Source organism: Streptomyces sp. NPDC090025, assembly GCF_044748125.1.
In the GTDB taxonomy this organism is placed as follows: domain Bacteria; phylum Actinomycetota; class Actinomycetes; order Streptomycetales; family Streptomycetaceae; genus Streptomyces.
The window spans coordinates 353,067-374,136 of sequence record NZ_JBIVFL010000006.1 but is presented as its reverse complement, the minus strand read 5'-3'; the positions used below and the strand labels follow the sequence as shown (position 1 = coordinate 374,136).

General features: G+C 72.8%; 16 protein-coding genes. 11 read left to right on the top strand and 5 right to left on the bottom strand.

The features are described 5' to 3' along the window. Positions 1-3: 3 nt before the first annotated feature. Together cofD and ACIPXM_RS17800 are read left to right on the top strand one after the other, a co-directional pair. On the top strand, positions 4-1,005 hold the full coding sequence (gene cofD, locus ACIPXM_RS17805) for a 2-phospho-L-lactate transferase (RefSeq protein ID WP_401656140.1): 1,002 nt from the start codon (positions 4-6) through the stop codon (positions 1,003-1,005). Next, complete coding sequence (locus tag ACIPXM_RS17800; RefSeq protein ID WP_401656138.1) at positions 1,002-2,411, top strand: coenzyme F420-0:L-glutamate ligase; 1,410 nt, start codon at positions 1,002-1,004, stop codon at positions 2,409-2,411. Before cofD ends, ACIPXM_RS17800 begins: the two co-directional genes overlap by 4 nt. A 41-nt stretch (positions 2,412-2,452) precedes the next feature. On the opposite strand, the gene ACIPXM_RS17795 is transcribed toward ACIPXM_RS17800, so the two are convergent. The 3 genes from ACIPXM_RS17795 to ACIPXM_RS17785 all read right to left on the bottom strand — a co-directional run bounded on the left by ACIPXM_RS17795 (position 2,453) and on the right by ACIPXM_RS17785 (position 6,614). Further along, positions 2,453-3,487: a DNA-3-methyladenine glycosylase family protein gene (locus ACIPXM_RS17795; protein ID WP_401656136.1), complete on the bottom strand. Its 1,035-nt coding sequence runs from the start codon at positions 3,485-3,487 to the stop codon at positions 2,453-2,455. Positions 3,488-3,829: 342 nt separating this feature from the next. Further along, a complete protein-coding gene (locus tag ACIPXM_RS17790; protein ID WP_401656134.1) occupies positions 3,830-4,948 on the bottom strand; it encodes a sugar phosphate nucleotidyltransferase in 1,119 nt (372 codons plus the stop codon). Between the two features lie 121 nt (positions 4,949-5,069). Further along, the gene (locus ACIPXM_RS17785) at positions 5,070-6,614 is read right to left on the bottom strand and encodes an N-acetylmuramoyl-L-alanine amidase (RefSeq protein WP_401656132.1); all 1,545 of its coding nucleotides are present in this window, start codon (positions 6,612-6,614) and stop codon (positions 5,070-5,072) included. 136 nt (positions 6,615-6,750) lie between these two features. On the opposite strand from ACIPXM_RS17785, the gene ACIPXM_RS17780 reads away from it, so the two are divergent. The 4 genes from ACIPXM_RS17780 (at position 6,751) to ACIPXM_RS17765 (ending at position 13,216) form a co-directional block, all read left to right on the top strand. Next, a complete protein-coding gene (locus ACIPXM_RS17780; protein WP_401656130.1) occupies positions 6,751-7,506 on the top strand; it encodes a TIGR03089 family protein in 756 nt (251 codons plus the stop codon). A 392-nt stretch (positions 7,507-7,898) separates the two neighbouring features. Beyond that, positions 7,899-9,155 (top strand): LCP family protein, encoded by a 1,257-nt coding sequence (locus tag ACIPXM_RS17775; protein WP_401656128.1) that lies wholly within the window; start codon positions 7,899-7,901, stop codon positions 9,153-9,155. 278 nt (positions 9,156-9,433) lie between these two features. After that, complete coding sequence (locus ACIPXM_RS17770) at positions 9,434-11,329, top strand: LCP family protein (protein ID WP_401656125.1); 1,896 nt, start codon at positions 9,434-9,436, stop codon at positions 11,327-11,329. Positions 11,330-11,380: 51 nt separating this feature from the next. After that, positions 11,381-13,216 carry an LCP family protein gene (locus tag ACIPXM_RS17765; protein ID WP_401656123.1) on the top strand — a complete coding sequence of 612 codons (1,836 nt, stop codon included), beginning with the start codon at positions 11,381-11,383 and terminating at the stop codon, positions 13,214-13,216. A 161-nt stretch (positions 13,217-13,377) separates the two neighbouring features. Here ACIPXM_RS17765 and ACIPXM_RS17760 read toward each other — a convergent pair whose 3' ends face one another. Next, on the bottom strand, positions 13,378-14,415 hold the full coding sequence (locus tag ACIPXM_RS17760; protein WP_401656121.1) for a glycosyltransferase family 2 protein: 1,038 nt from the start codon (positions 14,413-14,415) through the stop codon (positions 13,378-13,380). A gap of 222 nt (positions 14,416-14,637) precedes the next feature. Here ACIPXM_RS17760 and ACIPXM_RS17755 point away from each other — a divergent pair, with 222 nt between their 5' ends. After that, the gene (locus ACIPXM_RS17755) at positions 14,638-16,014 is read left to right on the top strand and encodes an LCP family protein (RefSeq protein ID WP_401656119.1); all 1,377 of its coding nucleotides are present in this window, start codon (positions 14,638-14,640) and stop codon (positions 16,012-16,014) included. A 35-nt stretch (positions 16,015-16,049) separates the two neighbouring features. Here ACIPXM_RS17755 and ACIPXM_RS17750 read toward each other — a convergent pair whose 3' ends face one another. Then, a complete protein-coding gene (locus tag ACIPXM_RS17750; protein ID WP_401656117.1) occupies positions 16,050-16,583 on the bottom strand; it encodes an acyl-CoA thioesterase in 534 nt (177 codons plus the stop codon). A 131-nt stretch (positions 16,584-16,714) separates the two neighbouring features. On the opposite strand from ACIPXM_RS17750, the gene ACIPXM_RS17745 reads away from it, so the two are divergent. The 4 genes from ACIPXM_RS17745 to ACIPXM_RS17730 all read left to right on the top strand — a co-directional run bounded on the left by ACIPXM_RS17745 (position 16,715) and on the right by ACIPXM_RS17730 (position 21,042). Continuing rightward, a complete protein-coding gene (locus tag ACIPXM_RS17745) occupies positions 16,715-18,097 on the top strand; it encodes an LCP family protein (RefSeq protein WP_401656115.1) in 1,383 nt (460 codons plus the stop codon). Between the two features lie 162 nt (positions 18,098-18,259). After that, positions 18,260-18,694, top strand: coding sequence for a hypothetical protein (locus tag ACIPXM_RS17740; RefSeq protein WP_401656113.1), 435 nt, complete (start codon positions 18,260-18,262; stop codon positions 18,692-18,694). Between the two features lie 8 nt (positions 18,695-18,702). After that, positions 18,703-20,511, top strand: a complete 1,809-nt coding sequence (locus ACIPXM_RS17735; protein WP_401656111.1) for an alpha/beta hydrolase — start codon at positions 18,703-18,705, stop codon at positions 20,509-20,511. Continuing rightward, on the top strand, positions 20,512-21,042 hold the full coding sequence (locus tag ACIPXM_RS17730; RefSeq protein ID WP_401656109.1) for a hypothetical protein: 531 nt from the start codon (positions 20,512-20,514) through the stop codon (positions 21,040-21,042). It abuts the gene before it with no gap. The last annotated feature ends 28 nt before the right edge of the window (positions 21,043-21,070 follow it).

Sequence of the window (21,070 nt, the reverse complement as noted above, 5' to 3'; positions counted from 1 at the left end):
CGCATGCGCATTGTGGTTCTGGCCGGTGGCATCGGTGGTGCCCGTTTCCTTCGCGGCCTCAAGCGGGCGGCTCCGGACGCGGAGATCACGGTCATCGGCAACACCGGTGACGACATCCATCTGTTCGGGCTCAAGGTCTGCCCCGACCTCGACACCGTGATGTACACCCTCGGCGGTGGCATCAACGAGGAGCAGGGCTGGGGCCGTGAGGACGAGTCCTTCACCGTCAAGGAGGAACTCGCGGCGTACGGGGTCGGGCCCGAGTGGTTCGGGCTCGGCGACCGCGACTTCGCGACGCACATCGTCCGCACCCAGATGCTGGGCGCCGGTTATCCGCTGAGCGCCGTCACCGAGGCGCTGTGCGCCCGGTGGCGGCCGGGCGTACGGCTGCTGCCGATGTCCGACGACCGGATCGAGACGCATGTGGCGATCGAGACCGACGACGGCGAGCAGCGCGCGGTGCACTTCCAGGAGTACTGGGTGAAGCTGCGCGCCGCCGTGGACGCCAAGGCCGTCGTGCCGGTCGGCGCCGAGCAGGCGAAGCCCGCGCCCGGCGTCCTGGAGGCCATCGCCGAGGCCGACCTCATCCTCTTCCCGCCGTCCAACCCGGTCGTGTCGGTCGGCACCATCCTGGCCGTGCCCGGCATCCGCGAGGCCGTCGCCTCGGCGGCCGCGCCGGTCGTCGGCCTCTCCCCCATCGTCGGCGACGCGCCGGTCCGCGGCATGGCCGACAAGGTCCTGGCGGCGGTCGGCGTCGAGGCGACGGCGGCCGCGGTCGCCGCGCACTACGGCGCCGGGCTGCTCGACGGCTGGCTGGTCGACACCGTCGACGCGGGCACGGTCGCCGACGTCGAGACGGCGGGCATCCGCTGCCGCGCGGTGCCGCTGATGATGACGGACCTGGACACCACGGCGGCGATGGCCCGGGAGGCGCTGACGCTGGCCGAGGAGGTCCGGGCGGCGGACACCGACGCCGACACCTCCGAGGGCGGGGCGGGCGCGTGACGGGGCGGGCGGAGTCCGGGGGCGGGGCGGGCGACGGGGCTGGGGCCGGTTCCGAGCCCGGGGGCGGGTTCCGGGGCGGGGACGACTGGTCCACCGCCGCGGCGGTCGCGGAGGCGCGGTACGAGGTGTGGGCCGTGCCCGGGCTGCCCGAGGTCGCGGCCGGGGACGATCTGGCGAAGCTCATCGCCGCCGCCCACCCGGGACTCCGGGACGGCGACGTCCTCCTCGTCACCTCCAAGATCGTGAGCAAGGCCGAGGGCCGGATCGTCGCCGCCGACGACCGTGAGGCGGCCATCGACGCCGAGACGGTACGGGTGGTGGCGCGCCGCGGCACCCTCCGCATCGTCGAGAACCGGCAGGGCCTCGTGATGGCCGCCGCCGGGGTCGACGCCTCCAACACTCCCGCCGGGACCGTGCTGTTGCTGCCCGTCGACCCCGACGAGTCGGCCCGCAGGATCCGCGTCGGGCTGCGCGAGGCGCTCGGCGTGGACGTCGGCGTCGTCATCACCGACACCTTCGGGCGGCCGTGGCGTTCCGGCCTCACCGACGTGGCCATCGGCGCGGCGGGCGTGCGCGTCCTCGACGACCTGCGGGGCGGCACCGACTCCCACGGCAACGACCTCAACGTGACGATCGTCGCCACCGCCGACGAACTCGCCGCCGCCGGTGACCTGGTGAAGGGCAAGGCCACCGGCATGCCGGTGGCGGTCGTGCGCGGCCTCGCGCACCTGGTGGGCCACGCGTGGGAGCCCGGCGCGGCGGCCCTTGTGCGGAACCCGGCCGACGACATGTTCCGGCTCGGCACCTCGGAGGCGGTGCGCGAAGCGGTGAAGCTGCGGCGCACCGTACGGGAGTTCACCGACGACCCGGTCGATCCCGGGGCGGTACGGCGTGCCGTCGCCGCCGCCGTCACGGCGCCCGCCCCGCACCACACGACGCCGTGGCGGTTCGTGCTCCTGGAGTCCCCGGACGCGCGCGTGCGGCTGCTCGACGCGATGCGGGACGCGTGGATCGCGGACCTGCGGGCCGACGGCCGGTCGGAGGAGTCGATCGCCAAGCGGGTGCGGCGCGGCGACGTGCTGCGCAACGCGCCGTACCTGATCGTCCCGTGCCTGGTCATGGACGGCGCCCACCACTACGGCGACCCGCGCAGGGACGCCGCCGAGCGCGAGATGTTCGTGGTCGCGGCGGGCGCCGGTGTGCAGAACCTGCTGGTGGCGCTCGCGGGTGAGCGGCTGGGCTCGGCGTGGGTGTCCTCGACGATGTTCTGCCGTGACGTGGTGCGCGAGGTGCTCGACCTGCCGGCCGACTGGGACCCGATGGGCGCGGTCGCGGTGGGGCGGGCGGCGGGGGCGCCGAAGGAGCGGGCGGAGCGGGGGGTCGACGGGTTCGTGGCGGTGCGGTGAGGAGCCGCCTTCGGGGCTGAGGTCCTCGGTGTGGCTCGGGGCTACAGGCCCGTGATGTCGCCCGGGGTCATCCGGGGTGCGCGGCGGGGTGGCACCCGGCCGCTGAGGAGGATCAGCCGGGCCGCCCGGTGGCGCTGCCCCTCGTAGGGCGCGAGCAGTTCCAGCATCGCCGCGTCGTCGGCCGTACGGTCGCCCGCGAGCGCCCAGCCGACGATGCCCGGCAGGTGGAGGTCCCCGGTGGTGACCTCGTCCGGCGCGCCGTTGCTGCGCTGGACCGTCTCCGCCGAGGTCCACGGGCCGATGCCCGGGATCAGTTCCAGCCGTTCGCGGGCCGCCGCCGGGGTCATGTCCGCGGCCTCCTCCATGCGCGGGGCGACCCGCGCGGCGCGCACGATCGCCGCGGAGCGCTTGCCGTCGACGTTCGCCCGGTGCCACTCCCAGGACGGGATGGTGGCCCAGGTACGGGCCTCCGGCATCACGTACAGGCCCTCAGGGACCGGCCCGGGCGCGGGTTCGCCGTACGTCCGGACGAGCCTGCGCCACGACGCGTACGCCTCGGTCGTGGTGACCTTCTGCTCCAGGACGGTCGGGATCAGCGACTCCAGGACCAGGCCGGTGCGGGTGAGGCGGAGGCCGGGGCGGGCGCGGTGGGTGAGCGCGAGGAGTTTGTGGCGGGGGACGAAGGCGGTGGGGTCGTCGTCCGCGCCGAGCAGTGCCGGGAGCCGGTCGAGCAGCCAGTCGGCCCCCGGCCCCCACGCCTCGGCGTCGACCCCGCCCTCCCCGCGGCGGGCCCGCACCCGGAGCGTCCCCGGCCCCGCGGGCGTCCGGCTGGCCCGCCAGACCGAGCCGTCGGGCGTGGCCCGGAAGGTGGGGTCGGCGGGGCCTCGGCGGAGGGGGCCGAGGGTGAGGCCGAGGTCGATGTCCGTGCCTGTGCCTGTGCCTGTGCCTGTGCCCGTGCCTGCGGCGGGGGTGGGGGCGAGGGTGCGGGCCTGGGGTACGTGGACGTCGCCGCCGCGCACGGTGGTGCGGGTGGTGGGGTTGGGGGTGCGGGTGCGGGGGGTGAAGCGGCCGGCCATGGTTCGAGCGTAGCGGGGTGGGCGCGTTGCCCTGGCGGGCGCGGGAGCGGGGGCGGGAGCGGGAGCGGGAGCTTGGGGCTTGGGCCAGGGCCCTGTGGCGTACCGCCCTGTTCCGTGACGGGTCCGTCAGGGTGCCGCAGGAACAGGGAGCGCAGGCGCCCGCAAAGGGCGCCGTCCCGTGTGCCCACCCGTCCCGCCCCAGCGGGACGAATGCCCACCACGGGACGACGAGGCGCGGGCCCAGCCCACCACGGGACGGCGACGAGGCCCAGCCCCGGCCACCCGGCGCGGGCGCAGCCCGCGAGAGGACGACGGGGCGCGGCGGGGTGACGCCGCGGGGCCCTACTGGTCGCTGGAGAAGCGGATCGCCGAGGCGGGGAGGTGGGTGTCGCACCAGACGCGGACGCCCGCGCGGAGTTCGTTGTCCGCTCCGATGTGGGCTCCGTCGCCGATGACCGCGTCCGTCAGGACCGTGCGCGCGCCGATGTGGGCGCCCGCGCCGATCAGGGAGTCGGTGATGACGGCGCCCGCCTCCACCACCGCGTCGGCGTGGATCGTGGAGCCGTTCACGCGGGCGCCGGGGCCCACCACCGCGCCCGCGCCGACCACCGTGCCGCCGGTGAGCTTCGCGTCGGGGGCTACCTGGGCGCCGTCGAGGACCAGGCGGTCGCCGCAGCGGCCCGGGACGGCCGGGGACGGGGCGCGGCCGAGGACCAGGTCGGCGGAGCCGCGGACGAACGCCTGCGGGGTGCCGAGGTCGAGCCAGTAGGTGGAGTCGACCATGCCCTGCAGGTGCGCGCCCGAGGCCAGCAGGCCGGGGAAGGTCTCGCGCTCCACGGACACCGGCCGCCCGGCCGGGATCGTGTCGATCACCGAGCGCCGGAAGACGTACGCGCCCGCGTTGATCTGGTCGGTGACGATCTCCTCCGGCGTCTGCGGCTTCTCCAGGAAGGCCGTGACCCGCCCGGTCGCGTCGGTCGGCACCAGGCCGAACGCCCGCGGGTCCTCGACCCGGGTCAGGTGCAGCGAGACGTCCGCGCCGGAGGACTCGTGGGTGGCGAGCAGCGCCCGGATGTCCAGGCCGGTGAGGATGTCGCCGTTGAAGATCAGGACCGGGGCGTCCGGGTCCGCGCTCAGGTGGGAGGCGGCGTTGCGGATGGCGCCGCCGGTGCCCAGCGGCTCCTCCTCCGTCACGTACTCGATGCTCAGACCGAGCGCCGAGCCGTCGCCGAAGTACGGCTCGAAGACCTCCGCCAGGTACGAGGTGGCCAGCACGATGTGGTCCACCCCGGCCGCCCTGGCCCGGGCCAGCTGGTGCGTCAGGAAGGGGACCCCCGCCGCCGGGACCATCGGCTTGGGCGTGTTGACCGTCAGGGGACGCAGCCGGGTGCCTTTGCCCCCGACCAGAAGAATCGCTTCGGTCACCTGTCGTCTCTGCTTCCTGTTCGGGTCCGGTCTCATCGTCCGGGGCGCCGCTTTCGGCCGTCCGTACGATATGACCGGTCAGTTTATGCAGAGGTTGAGTCCGCTCCACCCGGCCGCCCACCGGGCCGCGCGACCGGCCACCCGGCCCGGCACCCCGTCAGCGCCTGCCCTGGTACTTCGCCGACGCCGACCGCGCGGTGCCGAGCTTCCCGTACAGGCGCCCGCCCGGGCACTCCGTCGCGAAACCGTCGCGGTGGCCCGCGATGACATGGAACCTGACCGATCTGCCTTTTTTGTATCGGTTTCCGCCACCGGATGTGAGATACGTCTTCGCCTTCGGATTCACCCCGTGCAGCCCCAGCTTCCACGCACTCAGCCGTGCGATCGCCGTCACCGCCGCCGCGGGCGGGGCGGAACCGCCGTACGTCCCGAGGACCGCGACCCCCATGCTGTTCTGGTTGAAGCCCAGGGTGTGCGCGCCGAGCACCGGCTTGGCCACCCCGCCCGCCCGGCCCTCGTAGATGTTTCCGCACTTGTCGACGGCGAAGTTGTAGCCGAAGTCCCGCCACCCGCTGCTCTTCACGTGGTAGCGGTAGATGCCGCGCAGCACCGCGGGCGCCTGCCGGCAGGTGTAGCGGTTGCCGGTCGCGCTGTGGTGCACGAACACCGCCTTGATCGTCTTCGTGTAGACGAAGCCCTTCTCCCGCATCCGCTCGTCCGCGCCCCAGCCCTTGCGGGTGATGATCTTCGGACGGGCCCCGATGTACGGCTTCGCCGCGGCGGCCACCCGCGTCACCGGACCCGCCGCCGTCGCACCACCGTCCGATTCGACACCCGCCTCGACGCCCGTCTCGACGCCCGCCTCCGCGATCGTCTGCGCCTGGGTCAGCGCCGGGATGGCCGTCGCGCCGGGCGGCGCGAGCTGCGCGTTCACGCTCGCCGCGGCCGCCTCCGCCGCTTCCTCCGCCGCTCCCTCCTCTTCTCCCTCACCGTCCGGGGACTCACCGGGCGCGGTGCCCGGGTCAACCAGCTCCAGGCGCAGCCCCTTCGGAAGCTCCTCCGGAAGGTCCTGCGAGAGGTCCTCCGGGAGGTCCTGCGGGAGCCCGGCCGGAGTGCGGCGCCCCGGCACCGCGCTGCCGTGCCCGCGCGGGGCGGACGCGTCCGGCGCGGTCTCCTCGGGCGGGGCCTCGGGCCGTACCCGTACCTCCACACCGTCCGAGTCCCCCACCCACAGCGGCGCCGTCGCGCCCCGCAGTGCGCCGCCGTGGCCCTCCGCGGTGGCCGGATCGGCGCCGTGCTCGTCGTTGTGGGTCTCCACGTCCTGCCACGGCGACCAGACGCCGTCCGTCCGCGCCCGGGTACGGACCTGGACCGTGCCGTGCAGCGCGGTGCGCACGTCGTCCCAGACCACGCCGACCAGCGAGAAGGGTCTGACGGTCCGTCGGCCGAGCCCCTGCTCGCCCGACGGATCCCCGGACGGCTCCGCCGCGCGGCGGTCGGGCGCGCGGCCCCGTGGCGGGGCCGCGGCGGTCAGGGGTTCGAGCGGCAGCGACTGGGTCGAGCCGGCCACCTCGGCGGCGCGGACGCCCTGGGCGCCACGCGCCGGGTCCGCCGCGGCTCCGACCGGGGGCGCGAAGGTGAGCGGCAGGGCGAGTGCCGCCGCGCACGTGACGGCGATCGAGGAAGCGAGTGAGGCACGCATACGGTGATCGTCCGCACCCCGCCGGTGTTCCGCGCGGCGGGAACGGGCCCGGAAACTGACGGACCGTCGGGCCGACCGGTGGACGGCATCACCGGTACGGCGGACCGCGCGCGGCGCCCCGCGTACCCTTGCCCGCGTGAACGCCAGCGACCGCACCCCCGCCGACCTGCTGCGATCCGCGCTCGCCGCGGACCCGGCCCGCCCCTTGGTCACTTTCTACGACGACGCCACCGGTGAACGCGTGGAATTGTCGGTGGCCACCTTCGCCAATTGGGTGGCCAAGACCGCCAATCTGCTCCAGGGCGAACTGTCCGCCGCCCCGGGCGACCGGCTCGCGCTGCTGCTTCCCGCGCACTGGCAGACCGCGGTGTGGCTGCTCGCCTGCTCCTCCGTCGGGGTGACCGTCGAGCTGGGCGGCGACCCGGCCGACGCCGACTACGTGGTGGCCGGGCCCGAGGGCCTGGCGGCGGGCCTCGCCTGCCCGGGAGACCGGATCGCGCTCTCCCTCGCCCCGCTGGGCCGCCGCTTCCCCGCGCCGCCCGCCGGGTACGCGGACTACGCGGTGGAGGTGCCGAGCCAGGGCGACCGCTTCGCCCCGTTCGTACCGGTCGATCCCGACGCGCCCGCCCTCGTCGTCGACGGTACGGAACTGACGGGCACCCAGCTCGTCGAGCGCGCCCGTGCGGACGCGGACGCGCTGGGCCTCGCGCCCGGCGGGCGGCTGCTCTCGGGACGTCCGTACGACAGCTGGTCCGGGCTCGCCGCCGGGCTCTACGCGCCGCTGGCCACCGGCGGGTCCGTGGTGCTGTGCCGGAATCTGGACCAGCTGGGTGAGGACGGGCTGGCGAAGCGGGTCGAGAGCGAGCGGGTGACGGTCTCCCTGACCGACTGACCCCGCTGACCCCACTGACCCCGCTGGCCCGCTGACCCCGCTGACCCCGTTGGCCCGCTGACCCCGCTGGCCTTCGGGCCAACCGGCCCACCGGCCCCTTCCCCTCCGACCTCACCGGGCCCGGGCACGCACCCGGGCCCGGGCGGGTCCGCACGCCCCCGCACCCCGTCTCCGCCCTCCCCCGCCCTCCCCCGCGCGCCCCGGCCACCCGTACGGCCCATCGACGCGCCGCGTACCCGCGTCCCCGCCGCCCGGTCGGGTCATGATCGGCCGGGGGGTATCCGATGCCTTCCGCACAACCAAGCGCCGGGATCGGCCGTCTACTTCGGCGACGGCCCCCGGCGCCCGCAGACGCCAGCGAAGCCATCGACGCCAGCGAGGACGGATCCCACGTGACGGACAGCGCCCAGACGCCGCCCCCCGAGTCCGATCCCGCGTCCGGCGCCGACTCCGGGACCGAGGGAACCGGGTCCGGCACTGGGGCCGACACCGGGACCGACTCCGGCGCCGAGGGAACCGGGTCCGGCACCGGCACCGGGACGGGGACCGGCCGGAAGCGGCGGCACTGGCTGCGGTGGGCGGCGCTGGCCGCGGCCGTCGTCGTGCTGATCGCGGCCGGGGCCGGGTGGTGGGTCTACCGGAAGCTGGACGGCAACATCACCACCGACACCACCGCCGAGGCCGAGCTGCGCAAGTACGAGAGCGAGCGCCCCTCCCCCGCCGTGAACGCGGCCCGCAACATCCTGCTGATCGGCTCGGACACCCGGGCCGGCGCCGGGAACGGCAAGTACGGACAGGACGAGGGCACCCAGCGGTCCGACACCACGATCCTGCTGCACATCGCGGCCAACGGGCGCAGCGCGACCGCGGTCTCCATCCCGCGCGACCTGATGGTGACCATCCCGAGCTGCGCCAAGGCCGACAAGTCCCGCACCGCCGAGCAGTTCGCGCAGTTCAACTGGGCGTTCGAGTTCGGCGGCACCGCCTGCACCATCCGGACCGTGGAGAAACTGACCAAGATCCGGGTCGACCACCACATGGTCATCGACTTCCGCGGCTTCAAGAAGATGGTCGACGCCGTGGACGGGGTGGAGATCTGCCTCAAGGAGCCGATCGACGACAAGGCCGCCCATCTCAAGCTCCCGGCGGGCCGCCAGATCCTCCACGGCGAGCAGGCGCTCGGTTTCGTACGGGCCCGCAAGTCGATCGGGAACGGCAGCGACACCGAGCGGATGGACCGGCAGCAGCAGTTCCTCGGCGCGCTCGTCAACAAGGTGCAGAGCGACGGGGTGCTGCTCAACCCGACGAAGCTCTATCCGGTCCTGGACGCGGCCACGAAGTCGATCACCACCGACCCCGGTCTCGACTCGCTCCGCGACCTGTACGACCTGGCCCGGTCGATGCGGGCGGTCCCGACCGACAAGGTGCAGTTCCTGACGGTGCCGCGGCGACCGTACTCGTACAACGCGAACCGGGACGAACTGGTGCAACCCGCCGCCGACCAGCTGTTCGCGCGGCTCCGCGCCGACCAGCCGGTCACCATCCACCCGGGCGGCAGCGGCGAACCCGACCGCAACGGGCCGGAACCGAGCGGGTCCGCCACGCCGTCCTTCGCTGGACGCAACGCCGCCGAGGGGGCCTGTCGGTGAGCGGGGCAGGTGAAGGGTGGGCGAAGGGCGGGTGACCGATGTGACCCGGTTCGTAAAGCCGGAGCCAAGGGACAGGCGCCACTGGATGAGGTTTGGGCAAATTGCCCGGTTGTAAGGGGCGTGGAATTTGTCACGGACGTCGCCCCACGCTGAACTGGGCGGATAGTGTGACGCGATCCGGTGCACCAGACCGCGTGGTCGCGCACTCGATGGACCGAACGACCGAGCGCCCGTGGGGGAGGCGCCTCGCGTGGCACCGACGGAGGACTCAAGTAACCGTGGACGCGCACAGCCGTGGACGGGCGGACGAGATCGACCCCGCCGACCAGTGGGTGCTCAACCCGCAGACGGGCCACTACGAGCTGCGACTGGACCGCTCCGCTGGGCAGTCGCCGCAGGGCGGCGCCGCCGCCCCGTCCCACCCGCGCACGCACCCCGCCGCGCCCGGCGGCCGTCCGGCGCGCCCCGGAGCACCCGCTCCCCGCGACTCCCGTGATGCCCGCGACCCGCGCGATTCCCGCGATCCGCGTGACGCACGGGACGCACGAGACGCACGGGGTATGCGTGATGCCCGGGATGCCGGCGAGGCACCCGGCCCGTACGCCCCGCGCGGCCCCGAGGGCCGGCTCACCGAGACCGCGCCGCCCGTCCCCGGCCAGCGCCGTCGCCGCGCGCCCGAGACCGGCGACCAGCGGCCCGGCACGAGCCGCCGCAAGCGCCGCCCGGAGAAGTCGCGCAAGAAGAAGGTCCTGATGTGGACCGGCGGCACCATGGCGTTCGTGCTCGTCGGCGGCGCCGTGGGCGTCTACGCGCTCTACAAGCACTTCGACAACAACATCAACACCATCGACGTGGCGGGCGGCAGCACCGGCGGCTTCAAGAAGGACGCCGCCTTCAACATCCTGCTGATCGGCACCGACAAGCGGACCGGCGAGGGCAACGGCGGCTACGGCGACAAGAACAGCCCCGGCCACGCCGACACCACGATCCTCTTCCACGTCGCCAAGGACCGGACGAACGCCACGGCGATGTCCATCCCCCGCGACCTGGTCACCGACATCCCCGAGTGCGAGACCAAGCAGCCCGGCGGCGGCGTCAAGAAGATCCCCGGTCAGACGGACGTGCGCTTCAACGTGAGCCTCGGCCAGTCCGACCGCGACCCCGGCTGCACCATGCGGACGGTCAAGGAGCTCACCGGGCTCACCGTCGACCACTTCATGATGGCGGACTTCAACGCCGTGAAGGAGATGACGACGGCCGTCGGCGGCGTGAAGGTCTGCCTGGCCAAGCCGGTGGACGACCCCAAGTCGCACCTCAAGCTGCCGATCGGCGAGTCCACCATCCAGGGCGAGCAGGCACTCGCCTTCGTCCGCACCCGGCACAGCTTCGGCAACGAGAGCGACCTGGACCGGATCAAGGTCCAGCAGCAGTTCCTCAGCTCGATGATCCGGCAGATGAAGTCGGACGACACGCTGACCTCGCCGACCAAGCTGTACGGCCTGGCGGACGTCGCCACCAAGGCGCTCACCGTCGACACCGGGATAGGAAGCATCACCAAGCTCCAGTCCCTGGCGGGCGAGCTGGCGAAGATCGACACCAAGAACATCACCTTCACCACGATGCCGGTCATCGACAACCCGTCGGAACCGCGCCCCATCACGGTCGTCCCCGACCCGGAGAAGGCGCCCCGGCTGTTCTCGATGATGCAGTCCGACACGTCGCTGACCGAGGTGAAGAAGAAGGAGCAGGACGCCAAGAACGCCCAGGCGCAGGCCCAGGCCAAGCTCCTGGTGGGCGCCCGCTCCACCGCCCGCGAGGTGCGGGTCGACGTCTTCAACGGCAGCGGCCTGCAGGGCGCGGCGCAGTCCACCATCAACTGGCTGCAGAACGAGCACGGCGTGACCCGGTCGACGAACAAGAGCAACGCCCCGCAGAAGGCGGCGAAGACCACACTCACGTACGCACCGAACCAGGCCGACCAGGCCCGCAAGCTCGCGGACCTGATGGGCCTGCCCGCCACGGCTCTCAAGCCGGGCACGCAGGACGCCGCCGAACGCGAGCCGATGACGCTCGTGCTCGGCGCCGACTACAAGGGGGCGGGGGTGCCCCTCACCGGTCCGGCGAAGGCCCCGGAAGGTGCGCAGACGGCAGACAAGCAGGTGTGCGCCAAGTGACCCGGCACCGACCGGACTTGACGCGCGGCTGAGCGAACGAGGAGACCTGGGGTGGGACAGAGCAGCGTGCGACGGGAGGGGCCGCGGAAACGCGACCCGCACGCCCGCGACTTCGGCTGGGACGAGACCCTGTACGAGGAGGGGGCGGCCCCGGCGGCCGGACCGGACGCGGGTGCCGCGCAGGACGCGGGGCCGCGCACCGGCGTGCCCCGGAGCAGGCGTGCCGACGGCGGCGCCGAGGCCGGTCCGGCCGCCGGGGCCACCGCACCCGAGGGCCACGACGGCGGCGACGCCGCGCCGCGCACCTCCGGTGCGGGCGCGGGCGGCGGCAGCGGTCACCGGCGCGGCGGACCACGGCGCCGGGCCCGCAAGCCCGCCGGGTCCGGCAAGCGCCGAATACTGCGCTGGGTGTCCATCGCGCTGTCGGTGCTGATACTCGGCACGGCCGGCGCCGGATACCTGTACTACCAGCACCTCAACAACAACCTGCGCGGCGGCAGCCGCGCCGGCGGCGACAGCGGGGTGAAGAAGGCGACGCCCAACGCGCTCGGCGACACCCCGATCAACATCCTGATGATCGGCTCCGACAGCCGGGCCGACGCCAAGAACGTCGCCCTCGGCGGCGGCAAGAACGAGCGCGACCGCAAGCCGCTCGCCGATGTGCAGATGCTGTTCCACGTCTCGGCGGACCGGAAGAACGCCTCGATCATCTCGGTGCCCCGCGACACCGTCGTACCGATCCCGAAGTGCACCGACACGGACGGCAAGACCTACCCGGCCACCACCGACCGGCCGATCAACGAGTCGCTGAGCCGCGGCGGCCCCGGCTGCACCCTCACCACCTGGGAGAAGCTGACCGGCGTCTACATCGACCACTGGATGATGATCGACTTCGCCGGTGTGGTGGCGATGGCCGACGAGATCGGCGGCGTCCCGGTCTGCGTCAAGACCGGTGTGTGGGACCGCTCCACCGCCAGCCAGCACGGCGGCTCCGGTCTGAAGCTGCCGAAGGGCACCACCGAGGTCAAGGGCGAGCAGGCGCTGCAGTGGCTGCGCACCCGGCACGCGTTCGGCAGCGACCAGAACCGTGCCAAGGCCCAGCACATGTACATGAACGGCATGATGAAGAAGCTCCAGGAGCAGGACGCCTGGAGCGACACCGGCCGTCTGACGGGCTTGGCGGAGACCGCCACCTCGGCGCTGTTCGTCTCGGACGAGATCAAGTCGGTGAAGAAGCTCTTCGACCTGTCGATGCAGATGAAGAACGTGAAGCTGGACCGGCTGACCACGGCGACCGTGCCGACCACCGAGTACCCGGGCAACCCGAAGGCGTGGCTGCAGCTGGTCCCGTCGGCCGCCGACAAGATGTGGTCGATGCTCCGCGACGACGTGGCGCTCGACAAGAACGGCGGCGAGGCCAAGCCGAAGCCCAAGCCGACCGCGTCCGCGAAGCCCGCCGCCACCGCCGAGTCGCCCGGGTCCCTCGCGGTCACCGTGGTCAACGGCACCGGCAGCGACCAGCAGGCGGCCGTCCCCGGCCGGGCCGGGACGCTGTCCAAGGAGCTGCGCGGCAAGGGCTTCACCCGCGCCGACCACTCCCAGCAGGCGCAGCCGCGCAAGGACACCGCGGTGCTCTACCCGAAGGACGCGGGCGACCAGGGCAAGGCCAACGCCCTGTCCGTGGCGCACGCGCTCGGGCTGCCGGACTCGGCCGTGCACGCGGACGCCAAGGCGGAGGCACTCACCCTGGTCGTGGGCGCCGACTGGCGCGAGGGCGAGACCTACAAGAAGCCGCAGGTGGCGGCCGGTGACCTGCCGGAGGGCGCCGACGACAAGACGTCCTGCATGGACGTGTACTCGGTGTACGCCTGGAACGGCAAGAGCTGAACTGAGCCGAGCTGAGCCGACCTGAACCGACCTGCGCGGTCGGCGACGGATGAATGGATGAGGGCCGGACCCCGGAAAGGGGTCCGGCCCTCATCCATGGGTCCCGTGGGCCTCGTGCCTGGATTCCCTGGGCCCCGGGCCTGCGTTCCGTGAGCCCCGGGTCAGACCGGTTCGTCGGCGCCGCGCACCGCCGGGCGCCTGCTCGCGATCACCTGGCGGGCGAGCGCGCGCGGGCTGGTGAGGAAGCCGAAGCCCCAGCAGAGGTGCATGGTCGCGAGGGCGACCGGGATCCTGACCCGTGCCTTCAGGGGCAGCCCCTTGCCCGCCGGGACCGAGCCCGCGACGATCGCCGCGAGATAGCCGGCCGGGACCACGAGGCCCAGCGGGGTGAGCGTCACGCCCACCACCAGGCCCGCGGCGAGCGCGCAGACGGCGGCCGGCGGGGCGAGGTAGCGGAGGTTGATCGAGCCCCGGTGGTAGCGGGCCACCACGTGCCGCCAGCGGCCGTAGTCCTTGTACTGCTTCGCCAGCGCGCGCACCGAGGGCCGCGGCCGGTACCGGACCCGCAGCTCCGGCGAGAACCAGATCAGGCCGCCCGCCGCACGGATCCGGAAGTTCAGCTCCCAGTCCTGGGCGCGGACGAACTCGACGTTGTAGCCGCCCTGCCGCTCCAGCGCCTCGCGCCGGAACACCCCGAGGTAGACGGTGTCGGCCGGGCCCGCGGTGCCGCCGGTGTGGAAGGCCGCGCCGCCGACGCCGATCCGGGAGGTCATCGCGGCGGCGACGGCCTCCTCCCAGGCGTTCTCGCCCTCGGCGTGCATGACGCCGCCGACGTTCTGCGCGCCGGTCTCGGCAAGGAGCCGGACGGCGGTGGCGATGTAGTCCGGCGACAGCATCCCGTGGCCGTCGACGCGCACCACGATCGGGTGATGGGAGGCCGCGATCGCCGCGTTCAGGGCGGCCGGGGTGCGGCCCGTCGGGTTGGGCACGGTGCGGACCCGGGCGCGCGGGTCGGCCGCCGTCTCGCGGACCAGCTCGGCGGCGATCTCGTCGGTGCGGTCGGTGGAGGGGCCGAGCGCGATGACGACCTCCATCTCGCCGTCGTACTCCTGCTCCAGGATGTGGCGGACGGACGTGCGCAGATACCTTTCCTCATTGAGGACCGGCATGATCACGGAGACGGCGGGACGGGGGTTCATGATCCGCCCACGTTACCCCGGACGGGGGAACCGGGCGCGTGCCGCCGGGTCGCCTCGGGGTGGCGCTGATCGTATGGGCCTACCGTGCTCACGGTCCCCCTGTCGTACCAGCGGAGGTGTCCCCCGGTGCCCACGCCGCCCCGCACGCCCCGTCCTCCCCGGCCCGCCGCCCGCCCCGTACCGGCCCGCAGGCGACGCCGCCCCAGACGGCCGCGGTGGGGGATGCGGATGGCGACCTCGCTGTCCGTGGTGGTGCTCGCCGCGGGGGGTGTCGGGCACGCGGTCGTGACCAGCCTGGACACCGGGATCGACCGGATCGACCCGTTCAAGGACATGAAGAACCGCCCGCAGGCCGGGCACGGCATGAACCTCCTGGTCGTCGGCACCGACGGCCGGGACCGGATCAGCCAGGAGGAGCGCCGCAAGTACCGGCTCGGCGGCGCGCCCTGCCACTGCACCGACACGGTGATGCTGGTGCACGTGTCGGAGGACCGGGAGCGGGCCAGTGTGGTGTCGCTGCCGCGCGACTCGTACGCCGAGATGCCCGAGCACACCGACCTCACCACCGGGCGGCACCACCACGCCCACCCGGTGAAGCTGAACGCCGCCTACGCGGAGGGCGGGCCGTCGCTGACCGTGCGGACCGTCGAGTCGATGACCGGGGTGAAGATCGACCACTATCTGGAGGTCGACTTCACCAGCTTCATGAAGACGGTGGACGCGGTCGGCGGGGTGCGGATCTGCACCGCGAAGCCCCTGAAGGACTCGTACACCGGGCTCGACCTGCCCGCCGGGCCGCACGATCTGGACGGCGGGCAGGCGCTCCAGTACGTGCGCTCCCGCCATGTCGACGGGGCCGCCGACATCGGCCGGATGCAGCGCCAGCAGAAGTTCCTGGCGGCGCTGATCGACCGGCTCTCGGAGGGCGGGGTGCTGCTCAACCCGGTGCGGTTCCGGGAGGTGGCCTCGACGATGCTGAGCTCGGTCCGGGCCGACCAGGGCTTCGGCACCGACCAGATGCTGGCGCTGGCGAAGGCGATGCACGGCTTCACGCCCGCGTCGTCGGAGTTCGTGTCGGTGCCGATCGGCGACATGAGCTTCCCGGTGAAGGGGATCGGCTCGACGGTGAAGTGGGACGCGCCGAAGGCGCAGAAGCTGTTCCAGTCGCTGCGCGACGACCGCCCGCTGTCGCCGGAGCGGACCGCGCGGGCGAAGGGGCCGCAGCCGGTGGACGTGGACGTGGCGCCGAAGACGGTCCGGGTGCAGGTCTACAACGGGACCCGCACGGACGGGCTCGGCGGCCGGGTCGACGCGGCGCTGCGCGCGACCGGCTTCGCCACCACCCAGCAGCCGCGCACGGCGGCCGGCGGCAAGGAGCACGCCCGCACCCTGATCACGTACGACCCGCGCTGGGACCGCTCGGCGAAGTCCCTGGCGGCGGCCCTGCCGGGCGCGGAGCTGCGGCAGGCACCGGGGCAGGGCGGCACCTTGCGGGTGACGGTGGGCGGGGACTACCGGGCGGTGACGCCGGTACGGGAGCGGGAACGGCAGACCGGGCAGTTCGAGGCGCTGCGGGGGGACCAGGTGGTGTGTCCGTGAGCCGGTGAGGCGGCCCAGGCCGGGCGGGGCCCGGGTCAGTCCTCGTAACCGTCGGCGGCGCGCTGCTCGCGCAGTTCCTTGATGGCGCGGCGGCGGGCGAGCCGGTGGGTGCGGCGGATCTGGGCCTCCTGGTTGCGCCGCTTGTCCTGCTCGGTCTCGGGTATGACCGGCGGGACGGGGCGGGGCCTGCCGTCGCCGTCGACGGCGGCGAAGACGAGGTAGGCGGAGCCGACCTGGGTGGCGGGCGTGGACTCGTTCCAGCGCTCGGCCAGGACCCGTACGCCGACCTCCATGGAGGACCGGCCGGTCCAGTTGACCTGGGCCTTCACATGGACGAGGTCGCCGACCCTGACGGGTTCGAGGAACGCCATCTCGTCCATGGACGCGGTGACAGCGGGCCCGCCCGAGTGCCGTCCGGCGACCGCACCGGCCGCGTCGTCCACCAGCTTCATGATCACGCCGCCGTGCACGGTGCCCAGGAGGTTGGTGTCGTGGCTGGTCATGATGTGGCTGAGCGTGGTGCGGGAGGCCGCGATCGGCTTGCCCGGGATGTCGCCCTGATCTGTCATGCCCTCTACCTTATGCCCGGCCTCGCGGGCGGTCGCGACGCGGTCCGGTTTGCATCAGCTTCGCAACAGCGCCGCCCCGATTCCCCACCCGGCCTGTCGGCGCGGTCGCGCCGGACGGCAGACTGGTCCGTATGAATGACTGGCCCGACGCCCAGCCCGAGGGACCTCGCCGGATGCGCCACGTGCAGCGCCCGCAGGTCCCCCCGCAGCAGCCGCAGCAGCCCTACCAGCAGGGCGGCGGGCGGCAGCCGCGGTACGGCCAGGGGCAGAGCCAGGGCCAGTACGGCGGCCAGGGCTACGACCAGGGGCAGGGCCGGTACGGGCAGGGCCAGGGCCAGGGGTACGACCAGGGGTACGACCAGGGCCAGGGCTACAACCCGAACTTCACGCAGGCCCAGGGCAGCGGCTACGACTCCGGTTACAGCGACGGCCAGGTCTACGGCGGCCCGCAGGGCGGGCACGGGGGCGGCGGCCGGAGCGGGGGCACCGTACCGCCGCAGTACGCGCCGCGGCCGGCCGGAGGGCGTCCGGCGCCCGACTGGAGACGCCGGATCAAGATCGGTTCGATCGTGCTCGCGGTCGTCCTGGTCGGCTGGAGCGTCGGCACCTACGCCTGGGCCAGCTCCCAGATGCGCAACGAGGTCGATCTCTCCAAGGTGATCGAGCGGCCCGCCGAGGGCGACTGCACGACCTACCTGATCGTCGGCTCCGACAGCCGTGAGGGCATGTCCGCCGAGGAGAAGAAGAAGCTGCACACGGGTTCCGCCGAGGGCAAGCGGACCGACTCGATGATGATCCTCGCGGCCTGCTCCAGCGGGAACACGATGGTCTCGCTGCCGCGTGACTCCTGGGTGTCGATCCCGTCCTTCGTGGGTTCGGAGTCCGGCAAGAAGTACGGCCCGCGCGGCGGCTCCAAGCTGAACGCGGCCTACGCCCTGGACGGCCCCGAACTCCTCGTCCGTACCGTGGAGTTCAACACCGGTCTGCGCATCGACCACTACGCGGAGATCGGCTTCGCCGGATTCGCGAACATCGTCGACGCGCTCGGCGGGGTCGAGCTGAACATCGAGAAGGGCTTCAAGGACAAGAAGTCCGGCGCCGACTTCCAGGCCGGCACCCAGACCCTGAACGGCGAGCAGGCGCTCGCGTTCGTGCGCACCCGCTACGCGTTCGCCGAGTCCGACCTGCAGCGCACCAAGAACCAGCAGAAGTTCCTGTCGGCGCTGGCCAGCCAGGCGGCGACGCCGGGCACGATCCTCAACCCGTTCGCGCTCTACCCGACGCTCGGCGCGGGCCTGGACACGCTGATCGTGGACAAGGACATGTCGCTCTACGACCTGGGCAAGATGTTCTTCGCGATGAAGGGCATCAGCGGCGGCGACGGCAAGTCGATGAACATGCCGATCAGCGGCACCGCCCCGCAGAACTCGCTCCGGTGGGACATGCCGAAGGTGAAGCAGCTGGTCAAGGAGATCCAGAACGACGAGCCGGTCACGGTCACCGCGAACCGCTGACCCGTACCCCCCTCGCCGTACCCTCGCCGCATCCTCGGCGTACCCGCTCATCTCCGTCCGTCCGGCGCCCGATTGGGGGCGCCGGACGTTTGCATTCGCGTCGCCGCGCCGGACATCATGACGGCTCACGGGGAGAACGGGGAGAACGGGGAGGTTTCACGGATGCCGTGGGACGAATGGGAGCAGCTGAAGAGCGAGGCGGCGGCGCGCCAGGAGTCGTCGATGCGCCTGAACCAGGTGGCGGCGCCGGACTCGGGCGGTGGCTATTCGGAGGACCTGAAGACGGACAAGCGGGCCTGGGTGAAGGCCGGCGACGACGTCAGCGGTCTGAAGGAGGGCATCACCACGGCGCTCGGGAAGCTCGATTCGGCGCAGGCCGGGCTCGACGCCGCGGGGCTGCAGAGCGGGGCGGCGGCCAAGGAGCTGTACGACTCCTGGAAGAAGTACGTGGGTGACGTGAGCGCGCGCTGCACGGGGCTGGGCGGGATGCTCAAGCAGTCCGGCAACGATCTGGCGAAGTCGGACGAGGCGCTGCGCGCGGAGATCGACGCGCACACGAAGAAGTACGCGGACACCGACGCCGTCGGCGGGAAGTGACGGCGGCCATGGATCTCGCGACTCTGAAGAACTTCAAGCAGGCCGAGTACGAGGAGGCCGCGGACGGCTACCGGGCCGTCGGCGACATGGCCGACACGTCCATGGCCGCGGTGGAGCAGCGGATCTCCGCGGGGATCCGCGCCGAGCTGGAGGGCGTGGCGGCGAAGGCGGCGCTCGACGAGCTCAAGGAGCTGGCCAAGAACTTCCACTACGCGCAGACCGAGTGCGATCTGGTGAGCACGGCGCTGAATGGTTTCGCCTTCGACATGGGGGCGGCCCGGCAGCACCTGGTCGCGGCGATCGCGGACGCCGAGGGCGACGGCTGCAAGGTGAACCAGGACGGCTCGGTGTCGTTCCCTGCGGGTGCGAAGCCGGGGGCCGAGAAGCCCGCCGACGGCGGCACGGTGACCGGCAGCGCCGGGGGCACCGAGCTGTCGGACAACATCGAGCGGCAGGCCATCAACATCCATCCGAACCCGAACTACGGCAAGGCCGTCGGGTACGCGAACCGGATCGCGGACGCCCTGAAGGAGGGTGCGGACGCCGACGCCAAGTGGGCGCCGAAGCTGCGGGCGTTGAAGGCGGACGACGACCTGAAGGTGTCGGACCGGGACTGGGCGGACGCGCAGTCGGACACCGGTGGGGTGCGGGAGGCGGGCGAGACGTACCTGAACTCGACCCCGCAGCCGCCGAAGAACGGCAGCCCGCAGGACAACGCCAACTGGTGGAAGAACCTCACGCCCGAGCAGCAGGAGGCGTGGCTGGCGATGCGCCCGGAGGCCGTCGGCGCGCTCGACGGCCTGCCGTCGCCGGTGCGGGACGAGGCGAACCGGGTGGTGCTGGCGGAGAAGACCGGCTCGTACCGGACCGAGCTGAACGGCATGCCGAAGCCGCCCGCCAACGAGTGGACGTGGATCACGGCCGGCATGTACCCGGCGAAGGTGCACACCGACGAGTGGATGGCGTGGAACCGGCAGTACGGCGACCGCTACCGGGAGCTGGAGAAGGGCCTGAAGGGCATGGACGCCATCCAGGCGCGCTTCGACAGGACCGGCGAGCGCGGGCTGCCGGAGGCGTATCTGCTCGGCTTCAGGGCGGAGGGCAACGGCCGGGCGATCGTCGCGAACGGCAACCCGGACACGGCGGACCACCAGGCGGTGTACGTGCCGGGGACGACGTCGAACCTGAGCGGGATCAGCGGGGACATCTCCCGCATGGAGAACGTCTGGCGGGTGGCGGACGGCCAGAAGAACGGCTCGGTCTCCACGATCACCTGGCTCGGCTACGACGCCCCGCAGGACATCGTGAAGGACTCGCCCTTCAGCCACTACGCCAACGACGGCGCCCCGGCCTACAACCAGTTCCTGAACGGCCTGGACGCCTCGCGTACGGTGGACACCGATCCGCACCGGACGGCGATCGGCCACTCGTACGGCACCACCCTGATCGGCTCGGCGGCCCGCCAGGGCACCCTGAACGCGGACGACGTGATCCTCGCGGGCAGCCCGGGTGTGCAGGTGCCGAAGGCGGAGCAGATGGACGTCCCCAAGGGGCACGTGTGGAATCAGGAGGCCGACGGGGACTTCGTCCCGGACATCGGCCGCTTCGGCCACGGCGGCACCGACTGGGACGGCCCGTTCACGATCCCGAGCGACGAGCGCTTCGGCGCCAACCAGCTGACGACGGACACCGAAGGCCACAGCGACTACTGGAAGGAAGGCACCGAGAGCCTTCGCAACCAGGGCCTGGTCGTCGCGGGCAAGGGTGACGACGCCCCCCTGAAGCCGCCGCCGAACCCCACGCCAGGAGTGCGCTAGATGAAGATCAAGGTGGGCGCGTCCGCGCTCCTCCTGTCCCTCGCCCTTTCGACCCTCACGGGATGCAGCATGAGCAAGGACTCCGACGACACCCCCAAGTCCGCGGGGACCGCCAGCACGAACGAAGCCGCCGACGCGGCGGAGAAGGTCTCCAGCGAGCTCTACGACCTGGTCGGCCTGAAGGGCACCTCCAGCACGACCCGGGCCGGTGCGGTCGCCGGGTGCGGGGGCAAGGACCCGGAGAAGTTCTTCACGGTCATCCACCCCTGGACCTTCGAGCCCGCGAAGCCCGAGCAGCTCGAAGGGGTGCTCGAGCGGCTCAAGGAGGAGATGCCGAAGCACGGCTGGAAGGTCGTCGAGTTCGGACCCGACGCCAGCAAGAACCAGAACCTCACGCTGGTCGCGGACAACGACGAGAAGAAGGTCGGCGTCAAGATCGCCTACTTCGCCAAGGACAAGAAGCCGAACCTGAACTTCTTCCTCACCTCGGGCTGCTACCAGGTCCCGGAGGGCCAGAAGGTCCAGGGCTGACGCACCGGGACCGGGGGCCGTGCCCGGG

Coding starts and splice junctions, on each gene's coding strand:
- cofD (WP_401656140.1), top strand. CDS start 4: ATGCGCATTGTGGTTCTGGCCGGTGGCATCGGTGGTGCCCGTTTCCTT.
- ACIPXM_RS17795 (WP_401656136.1), bottom strand. CDS start 3,487: ATGGCCGGCCGCTTCACCCCCCGCACCCGCACCCCCAACCCCACCACC.
- ACIPXM_RS17790 (WP_401656134.1), bottom strand. CDS start 4,948: ATGAGACCGGACCCGAACAGGAAGCAGAGACGACAGGTGACCGAAGCG.
- ACIPXM_RS17785 (WP_401656132.1), bottom strand. CDS start 6,614: ATGCGTGCCTCACTCGCTTCCTCGATCGCCGTCACGTGCGCGGCGGCA.
- ACIPXM_RS17760 (WP_401656121.1), bottom strand. CDS start 14,415: ATGAACCCCCGTCCCGCCGTCTCCGTGATCATGCCGGTCCTCAATGAG.
- ACIPXM_RS17755 (WP_401656119.1), top strand. CDS start 14,638: ATGCGGATGGCGACCTCGCTGTCCGTGGTGGTGCTCGCCGCGGGGGGT.
- ACIPXM_RS17750 (WP_401656117.1), bottom strand. CDS start 16,583: ATGACAGATCAGGGCGACATCCCGGGCAAGCCGATCGCGGCCTCCCGC.
- ACIPXM_RS17745 (WP_401656115.1), top strand. CDS start 16,715: ATGAATGACTGGCCCGACGCCCAGCCCGAGGGACCTCGCCGGATGCGC.
- ACIPXM_RS17740 (WP_401656113.1), top strand. CDS start 18,260: ATGCCGTGGGACGAATGGGAGCAGCTGAAGAGCGAGGCGGCGGCGCGC.
- ACIPXM_RS17735 (WP_401656111.1), top strand. CDS start 18,703: ATGGATCTCGCGACTCTGAAGAACTTCAAGCAGGCCGAGTACGAGGAG.
- ACIPXM_RS17730 (WP_401656109.1), top strand. CDS start 20,512: ATGAAGATCAAGGTGGGCGCGTCCGCGCTCCTCCTGTCCCTCGCCCTT.